This is a genomic window from Streptomyces prasinopilosus (assembly GCF_001419695.1).
GTDB classification, from domain to species: Bacteria; Actinomycetota; Actinomycetes; order Streptomycetales; family Streptomycetaceae; genus Streptomyces; species Streptomyces prasinopilosus.
In genome coordinates this window covers 1-20,929 of record NZ_LIRG01000031.1, presented here as the reverse complement: position 1 = coordinate 20,929, position 20,929 = coordinate 1, and the positions used below count along the sequence as shown (strand labels likewise).

The 20,929-nt window shown below is 64.8% G+C and carries 16 protein-coding genes; 13 read left to right on the top strand and 3 right to left on the bottom strand.

Annotated features, from left to right (window positions below; genetic code table 11):
• The 7 genes from AOK18_RS02055 to AOK18_RS02035 all read left to right on the top strand — a co-directional run.
• The coding region (locus tag AOK18_RS02055) for a CYTH and CHAD domain-containing protein (RefSeq protein ID WP_055693134.1) at nt 1-1,403 on the top strand (1,403 nt) is incomplete at its 5' end.
• A 121-nt stretch (nt 1,404-1,524) separates the two neighbouring features.
• Complete coding sequence (locus AOK18_RS02050; protein ID WP_055693133.1) at nt 1,525-3,498, top strand: TIGR03960 family B12-binding radical SAM protein; 1,974 nt, start codon at nt 1,525-1,527, stop codon at nt 3,496-3,498.
• Nucleotides 3,499-3,864: 366 nt separating this feature from the next.
• Nucleotides 3,865-4,932 (top strand): hypothetical protein, encoded by a 1,068-nt coding sequence (locus AOK18_RS32785; RefSeq protein ID WP_157864999.1) that lies wholly within the window; start codon nt 3,865-3,867, stop codon nt 4,930-4,932.
• 213 nt (nt 4,933-5,145) lie between these two features.
• The gene (locus tag AOK18_RS02040) at nt 5,146-5,415 is read left to right on the top strand and encodes a hypothetical protein (protein WP_055693131.1); all 270 of its coding nucleotides are present in this window, start codon (nt 5,146-5,148) and stop codon (nt 5,413-5,415) included.
• A 439-nt stretch (nt 5,416-5,854) separates the two neighbouring features.
• A complete protein-coding gene (locus AOK18_RS30185) occupies nt 5,855-8,020 on the top strand; it encodes an ATP-dependent nuclease (protein ID WP_157864998.1) in 2,166 nt (721 codons plus the stop codon).
• A gap of 53 nt (nt 8,021-8,073) precedes the next feature.
• On the top strand, nt 8,074-9,903 hold the full coding sequence (locus AOK18_RS30180) for a UvrD-helicase domain-containing protein (protein ID WP_157864997.1): 1,830 nt from the start codon (nt 8,074-8,076) through the stop codon (nt 9,901-9,903).
• 248 nt (nt 9,904-10,151) lie between these two features.
• Nucleotides 10,152-11,066: a phosphotransferase enzyme family protein gene (locus AOK18_RS02035; RefSeq protein WP_055693130.1), complete on the top strand. Its 915-nt coding sequence runs from the start codon at nt 10,152-10,154 to the stop codon at nt 11,064-11,066.
• 3 nt (nt 11,067-11,069) lie between these two features.
• Here the strand turns inward: AOK18_RS02035 and AOK18_RS02030 are convergent, their stop codons facing one another.
• Entirely contained in the window at nt 11,070-12,446 is a 1,377-nt protein-coding gene (locus tag AOK18_RS02030; RefSeq protein WP_055693129.1) for an NsdA family TPR-like regulatory protein, read from the bottom strand.
• Between the two features lie 209 nt (nt 12,447-12,655).
• Between AOK18_RS02030 and AOK18_RS02025 the strand changes: the two genes are divergently transcribed.
• Both AOK18_RS02025 and AOK18_RS02020 read left to right on the top strand, forming a co-directional pair.
• Nucleotides 12,656-13,216, top strand: a complete 561-nt coding sequence (locus AOK18_RS02025) for an ATP-binding protein (protein ID WP_055693128.1) — start codon at nt 12,656-12,658, stop codon at nt 13,214-13,216.
• Nucleotides 13,217-13,537: 321 nt separating this feature from the next.
• The gene (locus AOK18_RS02020) at nt 13,538-13,831 is read left to right on the top strand and encodes a hypothetical protein (RefSeq protein ID WP_079104805.1); all 294 of its coding nucleotides are present in this window, start codon (nt 13,538-13,540) and stop codon (nt 13,829-13,831) included.
• Between the two features lie 410 nt (nt 13,832-14,241).
• On the opposite strand, the gene AOK18_RS02015 is transcribed toward AOK18_RS02020, so the two are convergent.
• Nucleotides 14,242-15,021, bottom strand: coding sequence for a GntR family transcriptional regulator (locus AOK18_RS02015; RefSeq protein WP_055693126.1), 780 nt, complete (start codon nt 15,019-15,021; stop codon nt 14,242-14,244).
• Between the two features lie 165 nt (nt 15,022-15,186).
• Between AOK18_RS02015 and AOK18_RS02010 the strand changes: the two genes are divergently transcribed.
• The 4 genes from AOK18_RS02010 to AOK18_RS01995 all read left to right on the top strand — a co-directional run bounded on the left by AOK18_RS02010 (nt 15,187) and on the right by AOK18_RS01995 (nt 18,678).
• The gene (locus tag AOK18_RS02010; RefSeq protein ID WP_055693125.1) at nt 15,187-15,534 is read left to right on the top strand and encodes an SCO3933 family regulatory protein; all 348 of its coding nucleotides are present in this window, start codon (nt 15,187-15,189) and stop codon (nt 15,532-15,534) included.
• The gene (locus AOK18_RS02005) at nt 15,534-16,835 is read left to right on the top strand and encodes an FtsK/SpoIIIE domain-containing protein (RefSeq protein ID WP_055693124.1); all 1,302 of its coding nucleotides are present in this window, start codon (nt 15,534-15,536) and stop codon (nt 16,833-16,835) included. Before AOK18_RS02010 ends, AOK18_RS02005 begins: the two co-directional genes overlap by 1 nt.
• The gene (locus AOK18_RS02000; protein WP_055693123.1) at nt 16,832-17,029 is read left to right on the top strand and encodes a hypothetical protein; all 198 of its coding nucleotides are present in this window, start codon (nt 16,832-16,834) and stop codon (nt 17,027-17,029) included. The genes AOK18_RS02005 and AOK18_RS02000 overlap by 4 nt, the downstream gene beginning before the upstream one ends.
• A 290-nt stretch (nt 17,030-17,319) precedes the next feature.
• Nucleotides 17,320-18,678 carry a replication initiator gene (locus AOK18_RS01995; RefSeq protein WP_055693122.1) on the top strand — a complete coding sequence of 453 codons (1,359 nt, stop codon included), beginning with the start codon at nt 17,320-17,322 and terminating at the stop codon, nt 18,676-18,678.
• 219 nt (nt 18,679-18,897) lie between these two features.
• Here AOK18_RS01995 and AOK18_RS01990 read toward each other — a convergent pair whose 3' ends face one another.
• Nucleotides 18,898-20,517, bottom strand: a complete 1,620-nt coding sequence (locus AOK18_RS01990) for a recombinase family protein (RefSeq protein WP_055693121.1) — start codon at nt 20,515-20,517, stop codon at nt 18,898-18,900.
• Between the last annotated feature and the right edge of the window lie 412 nt (nt 20,518-20,929).

Sequence of the window (20,929 nt, the reverse complement as noted above, 5' to 3'; positions counted from 1 at the left end):
TCGCCGCCGCCTCCCTCACCCTCCGCAGGCGCACCGGCGGCTCCGACGCCGGGTGGCACCTGAAGTTCCCCGTGGCCCCCGGAGTGCGCGACGAGATCCGCGCCCCGCTCTCCGACACCCTCCCGGAACACCTCGCCCGGCTCGTCCGCTCCCGCGTCCGCGACGCCGAACTGAACCCCGTGGTCCGGCTGCGCTCCGACCGGGACGTGCGCCACCTCCTCGACGGCACCGGCCGGCTCCTCGCCGAGATCAGCGTCGACGCCGTGCACGCCGAACGCCTCACCGGCGGCACCGCCCGGTGGACCGAGATCGAGGTCGAACTCGCCGACGGCACCGACCCCGCCTTCCTCGACAAGGTCGACAAGAAGCTCCGCAAGGCGGGCCTGCGCCCCTCGGACTCGCCCTCCAAACTGGCCCGGGCCCTCGCCGAGACGGAATCCGCCGCGACCGCGCCCGAGGCCGCCCCCGCGCCCGCGGTCGCCCCGGCCGCCGCCCCGAAGCGGAAGCGCCGCAGCCGCCCGGTGGGGAAGCCCGTCACCGCCGGCGACCACGTCCTCGCCTACGTCCGCGCCCAGCGGGACGCGCTCGTCGAACTCGACCCCGCCGTACGCCAGGGCGTACCCGACTCCGTGCACCGCATGAGGGTCGCCACCCGCCGCCTGCGCAGCACCTTCCGCTCCTTCCGGCCGGTCCTGGACCGGGAGGTCACCGACCCGATCGCCGTCGACCTGAAGTGGCTGGCCGCCGAACTCGGTCTGGAGCGCGACCAGGAAGTACTCGCCGAACGCCTGCTGTCGGACCTGGACGAACTGCCCGACACCCTCGTCCACGGCCCCGTCCGCCAACGGCTGACGGCCTGGGCCGAGGCCGGGCACAGCGGAGCCCACAGCGAGGTCACCGCCGTCCTCGACTCCCGCCGCTACCTCACCCTGCTCGACACCCTCGACGCCCTGCTGGCCGACCCGCCGCTGCGGAAGAAGGCCGCGGCCAAACCGGCCAAGACCCTCACCAAGGCCCTGCGCAAGGACTTCGGCAAGGTGTCCGGCCTCGTCGCCCAGGCCCTGGACCTCCCGCCCGGCCACGAGCGCGACGTCGTCCTGCACGAGGCCCGCAAGAAGACCAAGCGCGCCCGCTACGCCGCCGAGGCCGCCGGTCCCGCCCTCGGGGCCCCCGCCGAGGACCTGGTCAAGAACATGAAGAAGCTGCAGAGCCTGCTCGGCGACCACCAGGACAGCGTCATGGCCCGCCGGACCCTGCGCGAACTGTCCGCCGTCGCCCACGCGGCGGGGGAGAGCGCCTTCACCTACGGCCTGCTCCACGGGCACGAGGAACGCCGCGCGGAGATCGTCGAGACGGACCTCCCGGCAACCTGGACGTCCGTCAGGAAGGGCACCGCCCTCTGACGCCGTCCGCGCCCGAAGCCGGTGTGCGGGGGGACCTTCCCGGCCGGGTTAGGCTGGATGGTCACCCCACCCCCCAGCCCCGGCCGGGGGGACCCCCAGTCCGCACACGAAGGTTCCCGAGATGCCTGCCGAAGCCGCCGAGGCCGCTGAGTCTGTGTTTCCGCAGCTCGAAGCCCTGCTCCCGCACGTGCAGAAGCCGATCCAGTACGTCGGCGGAGAGCTCAACTCCACGGTCAAGCCTTGGGACAGCTGTGACGTCCGCTGGGCCCTCATGTACCCCGACGCGTACGAGGTCGGACTGCCCAACCAGGGCGTCATGATCCTCTACGAGGTGCTCAACGAACAGGACGGCGTCCTCGCCGAGCGCACCTACAGCGTCTGGCCGGACCTGGAGGAACTGATGCGCGAGCACCGGGTCCCCCAGTTCACGGTCGACGGCCACCGCCCGGTCAAGGCCTTCGACGTGTTCGGCCTGAGCTTCTCCACCGAGCTCGGCTACACCAACATGCTCACCGCCCTGGACCTGGCCGGCATCCCGCTGGAGGCCAGGGACCGCGGCCCGGACGACCCGATCGTCATGGCCGGCGGCCACGCCGCGTTCAACCCCGAGCCGATCGCCGACTTCATCGACTGCGCCGTCATCGGCGACGGCGAGCAGGCCGTCCTCGAGGTCACCCGGATCGTCCGCGCCTGGAAGCAGGAGGGCCGCCCCGGCGGCCGCGAGGAACTCCTCTTCCGCCTGGCGAAGACCGGCGGGGTCTACGTCCCGGGCTTCTACGACGTCGAGTACCTCCCCGACGGCCGCATCGCCCGCGTCGTGCCGAACAAGTCGGGCGTGCCGTGGCGCGTCTCCAAGCACACGGTCATGGACCTCGACGAGTGGCCCTACCCCAAGCAGCCCCTCGTCCCGCTCGCCGAGACGGTCCACGAGCGCATGTCGGTGGAGATCTTCCGCGGCTGCACCCGCGGCTGCCGCTTCTGCCAGGCCGGCATGATCACCCGCCCGGTGCGCGAGCGCTCCATCACCGGCATCGGCGACATGGTCGAGAAGGGCCTGAAGGCCACCGGCTTCGAGGAGGTCGGCCTCCTCTCCCTCTCCTCCGCCGACCACTCGGAGATCGGCGACATCGCCAAGGGTCTCGCCGACCGCTACGAGGAGGACAAGGTCGGCCTCTCCCTCCCCTCCACCCGCGTCGACGCCTTCAACGTCGACCTGGCCAACGAGCTGACCCGCAACGGCCGCCGCTCCGGACTCACCTTCGCCCCCGAGGGCGGCTCGGAGCGCATGCGCAAGGTCATCAACAAGATGGTCTCCGAGGACGACCTGATCAGGACCGTCGCCACCGCCTACGGCAACGGCTGGCGGCAGGTAAAGCTCTACTTCATGTGCGGCCTGCCCACCGAGACCGACGACGACGTCCTCCAGATCGCCGACATGGCGATGAACGTCATCCAGAAGGGCCGCGAGGTCTCCGGCTCGGGCGACATCCGCTGCACGGTCTCGATCGGCGGCTTCGTCCCCAAGCCGCACACCCCCTTCCAGTGGGCCCCGCAGCTGTCGGCCGAGGAGACGGACGCCCGCCTGACCAAGCTGCGCGACAAGATCCGCGGCGACAAGAAGTACGGCCGCTCCATCGGCTTCCGCTACCACGACGGCAAGCCCGGCATCGTCGAGGGCCTGCTCTCCCGCGGCGACCGCCGCGTCGGCGCGGTCATCCGCGCGGTCTACGAGGACGGCGGACGCTTCGACGGCTGGCGCGAGCACTTCTCCTACGACCGCTGGATGGGCTGCGCCGACAAGGCCCTGGCGGAGTTCGGCGTGGACGTCGACTGGTACACCACCCGCGAACGCTCCTACGAGGAGGTCCTCCCCTGGGACCACCTCGACTCCGGTCTCGACAAGGACTGGCTCTGGGAGGACTGGCAGGACGCCCTCGACGAGACGGAGGTCGAGGACTGCCGCTGGACCCCGTGCTTCGACTGCGGGGTGTGCCCGCAGATGGACACGGCCATACAAATCGGACCGACCGGGAAGAAGCTGCTGCCTCTCACGGTCAAGAACAGTGGACCGGCCCCCAGCGGTCACTCTCACTGACGTGAGCGAGGCACTCGATCGGGTGATTGAGGCTCTGGCGGGGGCGAGTGAGGACGAGGTGGCCGCTACCCTGACTGCTCTTGGCTGGCGTAGCTTCCGGCAACCGGTGCGGACTGTGGGACCTCACACACCTCTGCCGGGCCCCGCAGGTGACTTGGGTATCGACTCGGAGGTGGAGTGGGTCCGAGGCTCCACGACACCGTAGAAGTTGTTGGGAACACCATGGAGCCCTTTCGAACGGGGAAGGGCTCCATGGTGTCTCTGGCGAACCCGACGCCTGGTGGATGCGCTCGGGGATCGCGCGTGGGAAAGCATTTTTCATCGAACCTAGGTGACGCTGGGCGCGATGTTCCGCGATAATGCGGCATGATCAAAATCGCCGTCCCGCAACCGGACAGCGAGCAGACACGAAGCTTCCGTACGCATGCCTCCTACGTTCGAGCGTTCCGTGAGCTTGCTCTCGGGGGAAGCTGGACGGGGCTTGAGGCCGCGACCACGCGGCTTCATTCCTTGGCAGCGGATCAGCTCTACAAGTCCTCGCGGGTACCTTGTGGTGCTGACCGTGACCAGGTGACAAGTTGCCTGCGCCGCGCTTGGACCACGGCCTCCCTGCTGGAGGCAACCCATTCACTCGCGGAGGACTCCGAGATCGTACGGCTGGCCAACGGCTGGGGCGCCGTTCAGACGTACTACGTCCTGTACAACGCCGCCCAAGCTCTACTAGTGGCTGAAGGCCACGAGCGTCCTAAGCAGCACGAGCAAACCAAGCGCCAGTTTGTGGACCTATGGGCCTATAGGACGGCGAAGCTGGCTCCATGGAGCCTTGCTGCCGCTCACCCCACTGTAAAGGAATCAGATGCCGACGGTTTCCTCGGCGGACCGGGCCGTCGTCTGGACGTGAGCCTCCATCCGTGGACGGCATGGCAGGGTGATCAAGCCTGGGACATCGCGGCCAAGGCACTGCGTACCACTCGTGCTGCGTTGACTGAGGACAGGCTCAGGAAAGCTCGGGAGCGAAAGCTTTCAGATCGACGCAAGGCATGGCTCGCGGACTGCAAGACACGAACTGAGTTGGGCAAGAAGGCCCGCAGCTCTGAGCCTAGGTCGGTGAATCTCACGGCGGTGGAACGCGCTGCTGCGGAGCAACGGGTCCGGCCAGTCACAGTGGCCGACTACCTTTACCGGCTCCGAGTTAAGGCGAACTACGAGGACATCACCGTCTTCGCGGATGGTCCTGCTTCGGATGCAGAAGCAGCGGCTATGGCTTCTGACCTCGTTGACCTAGCTTCCGCGACACTGCTGGTCCACGAGGTGCGCATTGCCGCACGCATCGGCAGCAAGGAACTCGTTCGTGTCATGGATGACGTCTTGCTTCGTAGCACCGCATACATCGGGCACCTGGGCCTGCGGCGTGACCTGCACGCTCGCCTGTAGGCGCTCCCGCTCAGGTCGAGTCCGTGACACAACGACAGTTGTGGTGGTAGCAACTACTGGTCTGAAGTGATAGCCACCGGGCTTGCCGGCGCTGACGAGAGTTGCCAACAACCGCGGGAGCGTCTCTCTACGGAGCTCCAGCTGCTTCTCAACGCGCTGCGCGCTACCTAGTGCCGCATCAAGCAACGTTTGCCCTGCCCGTACGGTCAGGGCATGGATGCCAGCGGCCGGCCAACTCTTGATGAGATCGAAGATCGCTTCGTTGAGCTTGTCGCGAGTCGGCTGTCCCGGGACGAGGCCGACCACTGGGCGGTGAGGTGGGTGGTGGAGGACGGGATCGTCTGGTACGACCTGTCCTGGTGGGCGCTGAACCTCCTCTACGGAATCGATCTTCCCGCGGGCGAGAGCGACGGCTACCTGCACGACGACGAACAGGTACGGACTTGGCTTGCTGAGCTGAAGGAACGCCGAGCGATGTCGTGAACAGGGCGAACGTTGCCTGATGCGGCACTAGCTGTCGGCCCCTTGAGGACGAGCAACAGGTCGCGTGTGTCCAAGTAAGACTCAGCAACGATGCCTCCTTCGACCCAGCAAACGGAGGGCACCGGATAGTTCCGGCCAAGCAGGCGGGAAAACGCCGTCAAGGGTCGCTGCCTAACCCCTGAGCTCAACTACTGGCGCTTACGAAAGAATGGTTTGTCAGTGAATCGGCAGCCACACTGGCTTCCAGCCGGATAGCCTGGGTGGCGCTGTCCTTGGGGAGAGGACATGCGAAGGCCGACCGGAGTTGCATCCAGCGGCTTACCGAACGCTTGAGCGAATCGTTCGTGAGGGGGCATCGTTCAGGACTCATCGCCGCGTACGCCAGTCAATGCGCGGTGGAACATGTGCCCTAAAAACTGAGAAGATGTCGAGGGGTTCAGTGCACATCAAATCGTTTCGAGTTCAGAACTTTCGCCGCTTGAAGAACGTTCGAGTGGACCTCGATAAAAAGACGACTATTTTTGTCGGGGCAAATAATAGCGGCAAGACATCGGCGACTCACGTTTTCCAGCGGTTCCTAGACCCGAAGGTTCGCTTTCAGATTTACGACTTCGCTGCGGACTGTTGGGAAGAGTTCAGTAACTTCGACCCTGTGAACGGTAACGCCGGCTTGGAGCTGCCGAAGATTTACTTTGATCTCTGGTTCGAGGTGGACGACGATAATGTGCACCGTGTGCTAGACCTGCTGCCGGGACTCGATTGGAACGGGGAACCGGTGGGCTTGCGTATGATCTATGCCCCGAAGGACCCCTCCTCATTGGTGGTGAACTACCAGCAAGCATGCGGTGAAAGGAAACTACCCCAAGGTAACTCAAACGCCGCCTATAAACCATGGCCCATGGACCTCATGGACTATCTGAGTAAACGACTCACAAGTGAATATGAAATCAAGTACTACGTGCTCGATGAGCGGCAGTGCGATGCCGACCTTAACCCCATCAAAGGATATGATCCGTTCTTTCTAGGATCGAGTGCTTCTGGGGCCGGCGCGAAAGTTAGTGCACTCATCAAGGTTGACTTCCTCAACGCTCAGCGGCATCTCACAGACGCCGAATCGCACGGTCGGGCTGAGGATTTGTCTAGGAGGCTCAGCAGGTACTATCAGCGTAACTTGCAAAAATTCGAGACCGACCTTGAGGCTCTAAGTGCGATCGCCAATTCTGAATCTGCCCTCAATGAGCACTTTGCGCAAGCATTCGGCTCCATCCTAAAGAGCATCGAGCATCTTGGTTATCCCGGAGGGGTGAATGCTGGGCTCGTGGTCAAGGCTTCGTTTAACGTGCAGAACATGCTGAGCACAAGCGCCCGTGTCCACTACGCGCTCCCCTCCATCAACGGCGGTAAAAACCTAGATTCGCCTCAGGTCCTGCCGGATCAATATAACGGCCTAGGCTTCAAAAACCTGATCTATATGGCCGTTGAGATTCTCGACTTTCATCATGCTTGGGAAGATGTAGAAGGCCAACGCCCGCCAGTACACCTCGTCATGATTGAGGAGCCAGAAGCTCACCTGCATGCCCAACTCCAACAGGTGTTCATTCGCCGTGTTTTCGAACTACTGCCTGAGGCGAAGCCTGGATTTCATACGCAGATGGTTGTCACCACGCACTCGTCACACATCCTGTATGAGAGCAGCTTTAAGCCGATCCGATACTTTTGCCGAGACAAGGGGGGTGGTGCGCTTCATCGCAGTGAAGTCAAGAATCTCTCAGTCTTTTACAACGGGGAAGAGAAGGCGACGCGCGATTTCCTTCAGCAGTACTTGAAACTTACCCACTGCGACCTTTTCTTCGCCGATGCGGCCATCCTGGTCGAAGGAAACGTTGAACGACTGCTACTGCCGCTCATCATTGAACGTCGCTTCCCTCAATTGAAGGCATGCCACCTCACCATCCTCGAAGTTGGAGGTGCTTTCGCGCATAAGTTCCAGGAATTGCTTGATTTTCTGGAGATTACAACTCTGGCCATCACAGACCTAGATAGTGTCGAGCCATCTGAGGATAAGGTAAGCCAACAGAAGGACGTCGAACGAAATCGAGCGTGCAAGGCAACTCTGGCAGGTGCCATTACCTCAAATGAGACGCTCAAGCATTGGTTCCCGAAGCTAGCATCGGTTGATGAATTGTTGGACCTTCCAGAAAGCGAGAAGGTGGTAAAGGGTGATGGCGAGGAAGAAGGAAACATTAGGGTTGCTTATCAGACTCGTCGCCCTGCTGCATGGGGAAATGAGACGGCTGAGGTAGCTGGGCGCACTCTTGAGGAATCCTTCGCTCTTGAGAACCTGAACTGGACGCAGGATCCCTCTAGGAGGGATATTGGTCTTTACGTCGCCAAGTCGAGCCAGTTGACGCTTGAAGAATTGCATGAGGCGATTTTTAAGCGGGTCCGAAACCTCGATAAAACAAGGTTCGCCCTCGGCCTCATCGCTGAGCAAGATGCTGCATGGAAAACGCCACAATACATTTTTGATGGGTTGACTTGGCTTAGCGACCGGCTGGTGCCGGCGCCCACGATTTCTGCCTCAGATTTGATGGGGGTTCGATGAGATCACGACTCTCAGCGCCGGACACACGTGCCGATATCGAGTTGCGTGATCTCTTGGACGGAGATCAGCTCGAATGCTTCGTCATGGTTGCTGGTGCCGGTTCAGGTAAAACAACTTCTCTGGTCAAGGCGCTGGACCATGTGGTCACGCAGCACGGCGCACGCCTCAGGGCCCGGACTCAGCAGGTTGCTTGCATCACGTATACCGAGGTAGCTGCGAAGGAGATTCATGCAGATGTAGGAAACAGTCCTCTCGTTGCAGTCTCCACTATTCACAGTTTTCTGTGGTCCCTGATCCAGCCTTTTCAGAAGGACATATCGAAGTGGGTTCGTCGCCGCATCGAGAGTTCGATCGAAGAGATCAGAGAGAAACAGAAAAATTATTCATCGCGCACCCGTAAGACAACTATCGAGAAGGACGCCTCTGACCTCGAAAAGCTCGGCAATCAGCTTCAGTCGCATGCTGAGGTTAGTCGCTATGTCTATGGTGTCGGAAGTGACTACTCTAAAGGAATCCTCGGACATGAGGATATTGTCACCATGGTGCCTGAGTTGCTTCTTAGTAGCAGACTCCTTCAACGCATCCTAGCTAACAAACACCCTTATATTTTCGTTGACGAAAGCCAGGACACTTTTCCTAATGTCGTCGAGGCGTTGAAGTGTGTAGGCTCCGAAGCGCGAGGTTCCGTCTGCTTGGGCTTCTTCGGAGACCCTATGCAGCAGATTTATCAGCGTGGTGTTGGCGCGATAACTCCTGAGGCTGGCTGGGCGCAAATTCAGAAACCAGAGAACTTCCGTAGTTCAAACAAGGTGCTCAGTGTCATCAATCAGGTGCGGTCTGCGGCTGATGGCTTGGTGCAAGTGCCTGGTCGCCCCGCGAGCAAACAGGCAGAAGGGGAATGTTTCTTCTTCGTTCTTCCTGCAGATGATCACCGAAGCAAGCGGCTGGATCAGGTGCGAGCCTGGCTAGGAGAACATAGTAATGCCGGCAGTTGGCTTGCGGACTCGGTTGAAAGGGGTGAGGGCGCGAAAGTCCTCATGATTGTCCACCGTATGGTTGCTAAGCGCATGGGATTCGAGCACCTTTATGCTGCATTCCATGATGGTCCCTCGAAGAGCTTGAAGGAGGCATTTGATGAGGGGGACGCCTGGCCGCTCAGACCGTTTGAACAAGTAATTCTTCCTATTTGCATGGCTGAGAGTGTTGACTCTCCCTCCGTGATCTCTGTTATCCGCGAGAAAGGAGGTGTGCTTAACGTCGACATGCCAGACCAGGATGTAAAGAAGAGTTTGGTGATTGCGCGTGACGCTGCGGAGCGGTTGCGTAAGACCGTAGCAAAGGCTGGGCCCGGATCTGTGGGCGCTGCTCTGAGGCTAGCTGCAACCACGCGGCTCATTGCTCCAGACCCACAGCTCTCCGCGTACCTTGAACCACACGGTGACCATTCGGATGTCGTGTTGAATTCGAAGACGAAAGAGGTCTTAGATTCCTTCTCGGCATGCGACGTGAGCGAAGTTCCAGCCTATTTTAAGTACTTCCGTCAACAATCCCCTTACTCAACTCAACACGGCACCAAAGGGGCAGAATTCTCCAAGGTGGTGGTTGTGCTGGATGACGAAGAGGCAAACTACCGTCTATACTCGTACGAAAAGCTATTTGGGTTTAAAGAGCTTTCGGATACCGATAAGCAGAACTTGGCTGCCGGTAAAGAATCGGTTCTGGAGCGAACAAGGCGCCTTCTGTACGTATGCGTATCACGCGCAGCTGAATCGTTGGCTGTCGTCACATTTACGAGAGATGTGGCAGCGGCTAAGTCGGCAATCGAAAATGCAAAAACCTTCCCTTTCGAAAGGGTTCTTACCGAGGCGGACCTTGCTTCGTGAGCAGCCGGTTTGCTGCTCTAATTAATCAAACGTTGCGGATTTTTCGGCTGATCACCTAAAGATGCTTTATGTGAAGTGTGCCATTTAGTCCATCTTGGGTCGGCGGCCTTTGTTTGCTCCTAATGGCTTTCTCTCGTCTCAATCGTTTGTATCTGGGTACAGTCAGAAGCGTGTCTGGTGCACGTCGGGTTGGTCACCCATGGACGTGCGCTGGTTGATCGCGCGCGACTAGGGGAGCTGGTACAGGCATGGCGGTTGACGCTGCTCGATTGGAAGAGGGGTTCACGTCGGCAAGGGCTGCGCGGGTGGTGAGTGCGGCGTGCCGGGTGGCGGGGATGGATGACAGAGGTGCGAAGCTGATCCGCCTGGGGGAGAATGCGCTGTTTCGGCTGGCTTCAGCGCCAGTGGTCGTGCGCGTGGCCCGGGGAGAGGAGTGGCTGCCCAAGGTTCGTACTGAGGTAGCTGTCTCCCGATGGTTGGAAGAGGAGGGGTTTCCGGCCGCCCGCCTGGTAGGGGACCTGGATCAACCGCTGTTGATCGACGGGTACCCGGTGACGTTCTGGCATCTGATCGTTGAGGGGGATCGGAAGGCTACGTACGGGGAACTGGGTTGCATCCTGCGGGATCTGCATTCCATGACGGTGCCGGCCGGGCTGGAGCTGCCTCGGTTCGACCCCTTCGGCAAGCAAGAGCTGCGGATCGATCGGGCGGTGATCCCGGAGGATGACAGGACCTTCCTGCGGAAGCGCTGGCACGAGCTGCGGGCCCAGTATGAGGAGCTGCGGTTCGAGACCCCCAAGGGCCCGGTGCACGGTGATGCCCACGTGCAGAACCTCATGGTGGACACCCAGGGGCGTTTGATCCTGATCGACTTCGAAGCCTTCTGCTTCGATCACCCTGAATGGGACCTCATGGTCACGGCCGTGGAGCATCACAGCCTCGGGTGGCAGACCGACGAGCAGTACGCGGACTTCGCGCGGGCGTACGGTCGGGACCTGTACGACTGGCACGGCTACGACACGCTTCGCCGGCTCCAGGAGTTCGGCATGACGACGTGGCTCATGCAGAACGTGCAGGAGAGCGAGAAGACGGCGGCCGAGTACCGTCGGCGCATCGCCGCGCTGCGGGACGACGATGCGCCGCGTGACTGGCGACCGTGGTAGCTGTTACTCGTCCTCTTCGTCCAACCGGGCCATGGCGTCTCGCACCTTCTCGTTGAAGGTGGCCACGGCCGGGTTCCCCGCGTACACGTTGACCTCCTGCTGGAAGTCGGTCACGTAGCGCTGGAAGCGGGAGGACTGAAGGGAATCGCCACCGTCGACCGCCAGGCTTGCGGTGGTGACGGCGGCCTCCAACTCGCCGTTCAGTAGTTGACTCTGGGCGAGCACCATGCGGCAGAAACCCAGGGTGCGGGCGTACATCGGGTCGGTGCTGTCGACGGCGCGCTGTGCGTGCTCGACTGCTTCCCGGCGCATCTTGAGGTCACGGAAGCAGTGGCAGAACTCGCCCATGAGCTCGGCGTCGTCGAAGTAGCTGAGCCATGCCGGGTCCTCGGCGGTGTCGGCACGCTCGAAGTGGCGTTCCGCCTCGTTCATCGCGCGGCCGGCCCCGGAGCGGTCGCCTGCGTTGGAGAGGGCACGGGCCTCCATGGCCCAGTAGTTGGCCATTGCTCGTGGTGTGGCTCGGCCCTTCGCGCCCTCGACGGCGGCGCGGGCAAGCTGGATGGCTTGGGTGTGGTTTCCCAGGTAGTTGGCCTGGTGGCTGAGGTTGCCGAGGATGCGGGAACCGAACATGCGGTCATCGATGACCTGCGACAGCCGCAGAGTGGCGGTGAGGTAGCGGTGGGCAAGGCGGTGGTTCCCGACGTCGTACGCCGTCCACGCGAGCAACTGGGAGGTCTCGGCGGCGGCGCTGAAGAGAGCGGTGCCCACCTTCTCGCTGTAGCTGGCGCTGAGCAGCGGCAGAACCTCGTGGCGGAAGTAGTGGCGTAAGGCTCGGTGACCGTGGCCCCCGCCGTACTTGAAGTCGAGCTGCATGAACGTGGCAGCCGCATCTCTGAGCGCCCGTACGTCGCGCATACCGACACGTTGGTGAGAGGGCCTGTCCCCCTGGATACCGTCGGGGCGCGCGATCATCCATGACAGGACGGCGGCGCTCAGTTCGGCATCGGCGACGGCCAGGCGATCGGTCACCGCGGCCTCGGCGCGCTCCTGGGCGAGCCCGTCCAGCATGGACAGGACGTCGGGGACGGTGCTCGGATAGCCCACCGGTTCTGACGGGGTCGATTGCGTATGGTCGAAGAACCCGAGATCACCGGGGGTGACGCGGCGCCCCAGCTTCGAGCTGAGCACGTCGGCCATGATTGCCGCAGTCTGGGGCTGGATACCTGCTCCGTCGCGCCACCGCTGCACGGATACGTGTGTGGTTCCCAGAGTGATGCCGCGCTGAGCGGCGGCGTCCTTCATCCGTTTCGCAAGACCCTTGTTCGAGACCTTCGCCTCGTCCATGACTGCGATCAACTGCGCGTTCGGCTCTCGGCTCATGCTCCCCTGCCAACCCGAGAATGACGGCGAGTGTGCATCGTGTCACAGCAGTATCGCGTTAGGGGTTCATTCGTGAACCCCCTTGCGTTTGCCCGTGTTCACGTGAACCCCCTGGTGAACGCTCCCGGTCAGGAGCATGGCGCCGTGTACTGGCTTTCCGCGAAGCAAGCGAGTCCACGAGGGTCGCGGAAGGCCCGGAAAGGGACGCGATGGATGCCCGGAAGACCGAGCACGTAGCGAGCGAGTTGGAGGCGTACGCACACTGGTTTGCGGTGCCGGACCTGTCTGCTGGCGGGCACTTCCTGGCGCTGACGCTGTTCGCCGAATGCGACGGTGCGGCACGCATTGCGCGCGACGCGGCGTCCGTCTTCCTGCGCGGCCTGGACACGGGTGACGTCGTGCATGACGCTCGGCTGGCCATTTCGGAACTGGTCGGGAACGTGGTGAACCATGTGGTGCCGGAACGCCATCTGTCCCGCCCTGGTGGCTGTCGGCGCATCGACGTGACCTTCAAGCTCTACCCGCGGTGGCTGTTCATCGGCGTCTCCGACGAGGACTCGACACCCCCCTTGCTTCCCATGAGCGACGCATTGGCCCCGGAGCTGGTCGGGGAGCTGGCGGAGGCGGTCCTGCCCGACAGCGGCCGAGGCTTGATGATCATCCAGCGGGTGGCGGCGGCGCTCTGGTGGGCGCCGAAGGACGGCGGAGGCAAGACGGTCTGGTGCCGGTTCGATCTGGACGACGGAGTCGGACACCAACCGCTCCGATGATCTCCGGGCTGCCGCTCCTCGCCACTCCTCCGCGATCGGGAGTGAGCGGCACAGCCCGGACATCGGCCGGAGCCTGACCCCCTCCGGCCAGGACGCGACTCCTCCAGCCTCTGGAGCTCCCCTCTCGGCTGAGGAGTCGCGTCCGACACAACCCCATACCGAGACCGGGCCACCCCATCAGCCCTGGAAAGCGAAGGGTGGCCCGGCTGGGAACGCGGCGGTTCCCGGTGCCTGATGGTACCGGGACCGTCGTGCTGCATTTCGGTCCTGGTCCAAGGAAGTTGATGGCCTGTTAGCTAGATCAGGACAGAGGTGGACAAGGTGACTGGCTCGGGTGAGGACGGTCTGCGTGACGGCCTGGACATCGAGTTGGACTCAGGATTGTGGGTGCCGGGCGTCGACTACATCGCGGGCTGGCGGAAGGCTCGGGAATCGGCTGACCGATTGAACCGGGCGCTCCTGTGTGCCGGGTTCGAGCTGTCCGCTGTGCGAGCCGTGGCCTCGACCAGTGAGGACGGGTGCGGGCTCGTGCGCATGGTGGGGCGGCCGGACACCGTGGACCGGCTCGCCGGGCTCCTGGAAACGGGTGCGGACGGCGACGGCGGTGCGGCGTGAGGGGTCTTTCCGCCGGTGAGCGGTGCACGTGGGCAAGTCGCCGGCCGGAGCGACTTTGGGCGGTAGCTGCCATGGGGCGAGAGAACAGGGGGCCGTACGCTGGCCCGGCGAATCGGGCAGGCAGTGGCCCTGCCCGCGTTTGTGCCCGATCGGCCCCCTGTTCTTCGAGGCTCGCCCCATGGGAGCTGCCTAAAGTCTCGGAGGCCGTCGACCCCCAGCCCGCTCCGTCCTGGCTCACGACGACCGGTCGACGCTTCGGTTCCTCTGGCGCACTGTGGCCTGGGGCGCCCGGCGATCGGCCGGGACCGGCGTTCACGCCGCACGCCCGGCCGGGGCGGCCGGGCGGCCCGGCGCGCCGCAGGCGCGCCCTTGAGGAAGAGAAGAAGATTTCGACACGTGGCCGTCGGCGATCAGGTGCGGGTGCGCCGTGCGGGTTGCTTGTCGGCGGTGATCCGGTAGCCGAGTTCGGCGCGGTCCGCACCGACGCGGAGCTCTTCGAGGAGCAGCGGGCGATCGTCGGCGCCGTGCGCGACCCGGGCCAAGTGCAGAACCGGGGTCGCGTCCGGCAACCGGAGCGTCGCTCGTTCATCGGGCAACGGCAGTCGGGCACGCACCGTCTCCGACCACCAGAGCTTGTGGCCGCTCTGGGAGAGCAGACGGTAGATCACTGCCGAGGGCTTGCACGGCTCGTCTGCGAGCGGCGGCACACTCTCGGCGACCTCGAACGGGATCAAGGCGCGGTGCATCGCGCGGGCGCCGGTTGCGGAGTCGGTGAGCACCCGATCGCATCCGAACAACGCTTCCCCCTCGTCCAGCCCGAGGAGACTGCCCGTGGTCTTCGTGGTCTGCGTGCGGTAGGTACTCGGTTCCTCGACCTCTTCCCAGACGTCACCATCGGGCATCACGAACTGGTCGTCGGCGGTGCGGCTGACACGGCGCTCGATGATGAGCGCGGGCTGTCCGCCGGCGCGTACAAAGCTGCCCTTGCCGTGGCGCACATCGATCAGCCCTTCCGCGCGCAGTGCGGCGATCGCGTTGCGGACCGTGGGGCGGGAGACGCCGTAACGAGTCATGAGCTGGGACTCGGACGGAAGCAGGGAATCCGGCGCGAACTCACCGGACAGGATCGTTTCGCGGATGGCGGCAGCCACCTGCTGGTAGAGGGCGCCGGGGCGCTGGATCTCCGTCATCTCGGATTCTCCGGGGCGGTGTCGTAGGCACGTCGCTCGTGCGACATCACTCGTCAGCATAAGTAGTTGCACCCCTGCCGTACAGGACTCCATAGTCGTAACTCGTAAGGACAAGTGACGTCAGAATCTCCCTGGCGTCCCGACTGGCCAAGGAGGCCAACACCCATGCAGTCCATTCCCGTGGACACAACCAGGCTCGGCGTACTGCGCTGTGCCATCGCGCCCGAAGCGAAGCTCAGCAACCCCGACACCCAGGAGGTGAAGAAGGACCGGGACGGCAACCCGGTCTACACGGTGGCCGTCACCGTGCGGCAGGACCGGCGGCGTATCTCCGTCATCGAGATCGCCGTCAGCGGTGAGCCGAAAGGCATCGAGGAAGGCCAGATCGTCAAGGTCACCGGCCTGACCGCCTTCGTCTGGTCGATGGGGGACAGGCACGGCGTCAGCTTCCGCGCGGACGCCGTCACCCCCGTGCACGGCACCGCCGCGCCCGGCAAGGGTGGTGGCGCTTGATGGGGCCGACCCTGCTCGCCTTCGCCCTGGCCGCAGCGGCCTGGGTCCTGGTCGTCGGTGATCTCATACGTCGGCATCGCCCGGCCTGGCACTGGTACGTCGCCGGCTACCCGGTGACCGCGTGCCGGGTGGTGTTCACCTGGCGCCGGGTCGCCTTGCTCAACGACTTATCGGTGTCCCGCCTGCCAGCACGCACTCTGGTCGGGCATCTGCTGGTCAAGGGCGACCCGGTACGGCCGGTGGCTCCGCGGATCTCGTTCCCGCGCGCTACCCGCATGGGGCTGACGGTGGTGGTGCGACTGCACGCGGGCCAGAGCCCGGCGACCTACATGAAGGCGGCCGACGCGCTTGTGCATGCGTGGAAGGTCCACGCGGTGCGCGTGACCTCGCCGGAACGTGGGCTCGTGCTGCTGACCGCGATGGCCAGCGATCCCCTGGAACGGCCCGGCTTGGCGTCGGCTCCCACCGAGCTGCTGTCAGCGCTCATCGGCGCGCTGGAGACGGGCGGCGCCTGGGTGATGAACCTGCGCCTGGTGCCGCACTGGCTCATCGCCGGGGCCACCCGCTCGGGCAAGTCCACCCTGCTCGCCCGGCTGATCACACAGCTCGCCCCGCAACCCGTCGCCCTGGTCGGCATCGACTGCAAAGGCGGTATGGAACTGGGCCTCTTCGCCGGGCGGCTGAGCGCTCTGGCCACCTGCCGACGTGAAGCAGCTGCGGTCCTGTCCGCCCTGGTGGTCGACATGCAGGACCGGATGGGGTCCTGCCGGACAGCGGGTGTGCGTTCCATCTGGGAGCTGCCGGACAAGCTGCGGCCGGTGCCGGTCGTCGTGATCGTCGACGAGCTGGCGGAGCTGTACCTGTCCGACGGCACCCGCGAGAGCAAGGCAGAGGCCGAGCAGTGCTCCACCCTCCTGCTCCGTCTGGCTCAGCTCGGAGCCGCGCTCGGCATCCACCTGGTCGTCGCCGGACAACGGGTCGGTTCGGACCTCGGGCCCGGCGTCACCGCCCTGCGGGCCCAACTCGGCGGACGCATCTGCCACCGGGTCAACGATCCGGGCACGGCGGAAATGGCCTTGGGTGATCTGAACAAGGACGCCGTCGCCGTCGCGCAAGCGATCACGGCGGAGGAGCGGGGCGTAGCCGTGTGCACCGGTCCGGATGGGGGCTGGAGCCGTGCCCGCTCGCACCTCACGCCCACCGAAGAGGCCGTGTCGACGGCCCGGAAGCACGCAGCCATGACTCCTGACCTGCCCGCCCTCGGCCGAGCCCTGGCCGCGCTGGAAGGAGACGACAAGTGATCAGCGAAGGTACGGCGTTCATGTTCGCGGTGATCTTCGGGATCATCACCGTCCTCCTCGTCCGCTCCCGTGACGTGCGGGCCTGGGAAGCGGTCTGCGTCGGCCTCTTCGGCCTCTACCTCGGACAGACCCCGGTGCTCTTCACCATCCACGGGCTCGTCACCTGGGTGATCAACGGCTTCTCCCACACCTGAGCAGAAAGGACACGACGACATGCCCATGTCCCGCGTGAGGTGCCCCCACTGCAAGGGCGACGGAGCCCGTAAGACCTGGGCCGGACGGCTGCGGCGGTGCCGCGTCTGCCGGGGAACCGGAACCATCCGCTGAGCACCCCCACCCGGCCACCGGAGGTGATCCCCATGACCCACGCCGCCCCACCACTCATCCGCCATGCCGCCCCGGCGGCTCACTTCGGAAGGTCACCACCATCAGTACGGAGTCCACTCCGGCTGGCAGGCGCGCCGCACTCGACCGCGCGGCGCGCCTGCGCCGGCTCCCCGAAGCAGATCGCGACGCCATCCGCCTCGCTCAGGACCCGAAGTTCCCACGTTGGCTGGAGCAGGTCACCGCCACGGGCGGCTGCTCACATCCGGTCCACCTGTCCGGCTCGACCACCCTTCTGGACGGTGCGACCGGCGAGATCCTTCACCACTACGACACCCGCGACGAACCAGGAGAACGCCTCCTCGTCCGCTGCCGCAACCGCCGCGCAACCGTCTGCGTGACCTGCTCCCGCCTCCACGCGGGCGACACCTTCCACCTCGTCCGCGCGGGCCTGATCGGCGGCAAGAACGTGCCTGCCGCAGTCCGGCGCCGACCTCGCCTCTTCATCACCCTCACGGCACCCTCCTTCGGCCCGGTCCACCGTGCCGGTGAGCTGTGCCGTCCTCGCCGCGACGGCGGTGTCTGCGAACACGGCCGACTTGTCGGCTGCCGTGTCGTTCATGGCCTCGCGGACCCTGCTGTAGGACAACCGCTCTGCCCCGACTGCTACGACTACGCCACGCATGTGCTCTGGCACGCGCACGCGGGAAAGCTCTGGGATCGCTTCGTCATCGCGGTCCGGCGACAACTCGCGTCGGCGGTCGGCCTGCCCCAGTCCCGATTCCGCGAACACGCTCGGCTGTCCTTCGCGCGCATCGCCGAGTACCAGAGCCGTGCAGCCGTCCATGCTCACGCCGTCGTCCGTCTCGACGGCCCATCCGGACCCGACGACGAACCGCCGGCCTGGGGCACTGCGGACCGGCTCATCGACGCCGTGCACGCCTCCGCCCGACGGACGGTGCTGCACACGCCGTACAGCCCGGCCGTGGGTGAGCCGGTACTGCGCTGGGGCGCCCAGGTCGACGCGCGGCCACTGCGCGCAGACGGTGAAGGACCCGACGATGACGCTGTGGCCGCATACGTGGCCAAGTACGTCACCAAGGGAGCGAGCGAGACAGGCGCCGGCATCGACCACAAGGTCACCACCTGGGGCGACATCCACACGGCACCCGTCAACGAACACGTCCGCGCTCTCATGCGCACCTGCTGGCGTCTCGGTGGCCTCCCCGAGTACGGGCCGCTGCACCTCCGCGCCTGGACCCACACGCTCGGCTATCGGGGGCACATCCTCACCAAGTCGCGCGCCTACTCGACGACGTTCGCAGCACTCAGGGCGCAACGTGCCCACCACGTGGGACACGTCGATGTCCCTGGAGCGGTCACGGATGCCCACTGGCGGTATGTCGGCTCCGGACACACCCCTGGGGCCGCCCTCATCGCGGCCGGCATCGCGGAAGACCTCGCGGAGTCCCGGCGACTCAGCGCGGAAGCGAGGAAAGAGGGGGAGTGGGGCCGATAACCGCTCTGCCCGAACGAGACCCTCAGCAATCTCGACGCTCGCCGTCGGTGGCTCGGTCGGACGACGGCAGGGCCATGAGCCTGATCGAAAGCGAGATCGTGATCGTTGACGACGACGGCACGGAAGAACCGTTCGACCCCGTGGCGTGGTTCTCGTGAGGCAGCCGCCTCCCCGTACGTCTCGGGAAGACGGCTGCCCTCGTGTGTCGGCCGAGGCGCGTCAGAACGCTTCCGCGAAGTCGTCCTGCTTGAGTACCAGGCGGTCCCGCACGTCCTTGGGGATCCTCAGCTTCATGTGGATACGCGGGGCGCGGACGCCCTTCACCTTGGTCCGCTTGACCACGCACTGCACGCCGACCCGGAGCAGATCGGCGGCCATGGCCTCCATGCCGCCCTCTTCCCAGTGGGTGCGGAAGGTCTTGCCGTTGTGCACGGCCACCCATCGATCCTTCGTCGACTCCGGGTCGATGGTCTCCAACTGCTTGATGAGGTCGTCCAGCGTCTTCTCGGCCTGCTCCTTGGTGAACCGTGTCTTCGTGAAGCGGCCTCCGGGCTCGAGGCCGGTCATGTAGTAGCTGATGGACTGCTCGAGACGCTGCAGCTCCTTGCGGGCCTCGGCGCCCTGCCGGTACTCGCGCGTCATGACCGGCTCGTCCCCGAGAACCCTCAGGACGTCCTCGACGAGCTTGCTGTAGATCTCGTCGGGGTTCGGCGCGCCATGGCCTCCGCCCTTGCACTTGCCGCACCGCAGGTACTTGTAGAACCGCCCGTTGACGTGGTTCTGCTGCACGGTCATGTTCGAGCCGCAGTCATGGCAGATCAGCACGCCGAGGAACTTCGTCGCGCCGTCGGGACGCCGGGTGGGCTGCTTCTTCCCTCGAAGGTCCAGGGCCTCCTGGAGCCTCTGGAACTCGTCCTCGGTGAAGATCGGATCTGCCACGCGTATGGGCTTCGCGTCGTTGCCGAGGACAATCTTCGAGCGGCGCACGCCCCCGTTCTTGTCCTCTTCCACGCGGTACCCCATGAGCGCCGGATTCCTGAGCCGACGGAGCAGCGTCGATGCGGTCAGGCCCGGTCCGCAGAGTCCGGCTCGCACGAGGACCTTGACCATGCGCCGGGCGGAAGCGGGCTTGTCCCTCATGGCCGCGGTGCGGCACCAGTGCAGTGCCCGGTACGCGTCCTCGTCGATGGCGAGTACGACCCTGCCGTTCTCGTCCTCCGCCGTCTCGTACCCGTACGTCGGCTTGCCCACGAGCCAGTCGCTCTGTGTCTTGGTGTAGTTCCAGAGGCTCGCCACGCGGGTGCTCGTGTTGGCCGCCTCGATCTCGGCGATGCCACCGATGATCGTGACCATGATCTTCCCGGCCGTGGTGGTCAGGTCGATCGAGTCGTTCTTGGAGACGAGGTTCTTCCCGTACTTCAGGCACCAGTCGATCATGGTGCTGAGGTCGGTGAGCCGCCGTACGAAGCGGTCCAGCTTCCAGAAGAGGATCTCGTCGAACTCCGGCGCCCGGTTGTTGAGCCAGTCCCCGAGCTCCTTGCGCTTCCACGGCGGGACCTTCGTGGCCGACACGTTGAGGTCGCTGGCCACGCCGACGACTCGGCAGCCGCGGTCCAGGGCCAGCCTGCGCAGGTCGAGTTCCTGGCGGACCGGTGAGGTCGTGTCGTCGGTGAGGACGGACAGCCGAACGGACAGCAGGGCCCGCGGTGCGTCATCGGGTAGGGCTGCCTCCGCCTTCTTCAGCTCCTCCAGGAGAGCTAAGTCGGCCTCGGTCCACTCGGCTTCGACTTCGTACTGCCGCCGGTCGGTCGCCCGGCGGCTCCTGGTTCGTTTCCCCATGTGGAGGACGGTAGCGCGGATTTGGGCTTGTCGGTATATGGCCGCAGATGGACACCAGCATTCAGATCGGGCCGACGGGCAGGAAGCTGCTCCCGCTGACGGTCAAGAACGCGGCGCCCGCTCCCAGCGGCGCGACCTCCTGAGCCGTCGTCCCGGGGCGTCGCCCCGAGGTGTGCGGCGGGCCCGCTCCGGAACACCGGAGCGGGCCCGCCGGCGTTCGTGCCCGTGGCGCGGGGGCGCGGTGCTACCGGTGCGCCGTGTCCGGCGCGGGCGAGGGCGTGAGGGCCGGTGGGTCGGGCGGACGGGTGACGAGGAGGGGCGGGAGGACGGCTTCCAGGTCGTCCAGGGCCTTCCTGGCGACGGCGATGCGGGTGCGCAGGTCCGCCTCGGGGTCCGGGACCGGAGCCGGGAC

Excerpts from the sequence above, each read along its gene's own strand:
- AOK18_RS02050 (WP_055693133.1), top strand. The coding sequence starts at position 1,525 with ATGCCTGCCGAAGCCGCCGAGGCCGCTGAGTCTGTGTTTCCGCAGCTC.
- AOK18_RS32785 (WP_157864999.1), top strand. The coding sequence starts at position 3,865 with ATGATCAAAATCGCCGTCCCGCAACCGGACAGCGAGCAGACACGAAGC.
- AOK18_RS02040 (WP_055693131.1), top strand. The coding sequence starts at position 5,146 with ATGGATGCCAGCGGCCGGCCAACTCTTGATGAGATCGAAGATCGCTTC.
- AOK18_RS02035 (WP_055693130.1), top strand. The coding sequence starts at position 10,152 with ATGGCGGTTGACGCTGCTCGATTGGAAGAGGGGTTCACGTCGGCAAGG.
- AOK18_RS02030 (WP_055693129.1), bottom strand. The coding sequence starts at position 12,446 with ATGAGCCGAGAGCCGAACGCGCAGTTGATCGCAGTCATGGACGAGGCG.
- AOK18_RS02025 (WP_055693128.1), top strand. The coding sequence starts at position 12,656 with ATGGATGCCCGGAAGACCGAGCACGTAGCGAGCGAGTTGGAGGCGTAC.
- AOK18_RS02015 (WP_055693126.1), bottom strand. The coding sequence starts at position 15,021 with ATGACGGAGATCCAGCGCCCCGGCGCCCTCTACCAGCAGGTGGCTGCC.
- AOK18_RS02010 (WP_055693125.1), top strand. The coding sequence starts at position 15,187 with ATGCAGTCCATTCCCGTGGACACAACCAGGCTCGGCGTACTGCGCTGT.
- AOK18_RS02005 (WP_055693124.1), top strand. The coding sequence starts at position 15,534 with ATGGGGCCGACCCTGCTCGCCTTCGCCCTGGCCGCAGCGGCCTGGGTC.
- AOK18_RS01990 (WP_055693121.1), bottom strand. The coding sequence starts at position 20,517 with ATGGGGAAACGAACCAGGAGCCGCCGGGCGACCGACCGGCGGCAGTAC.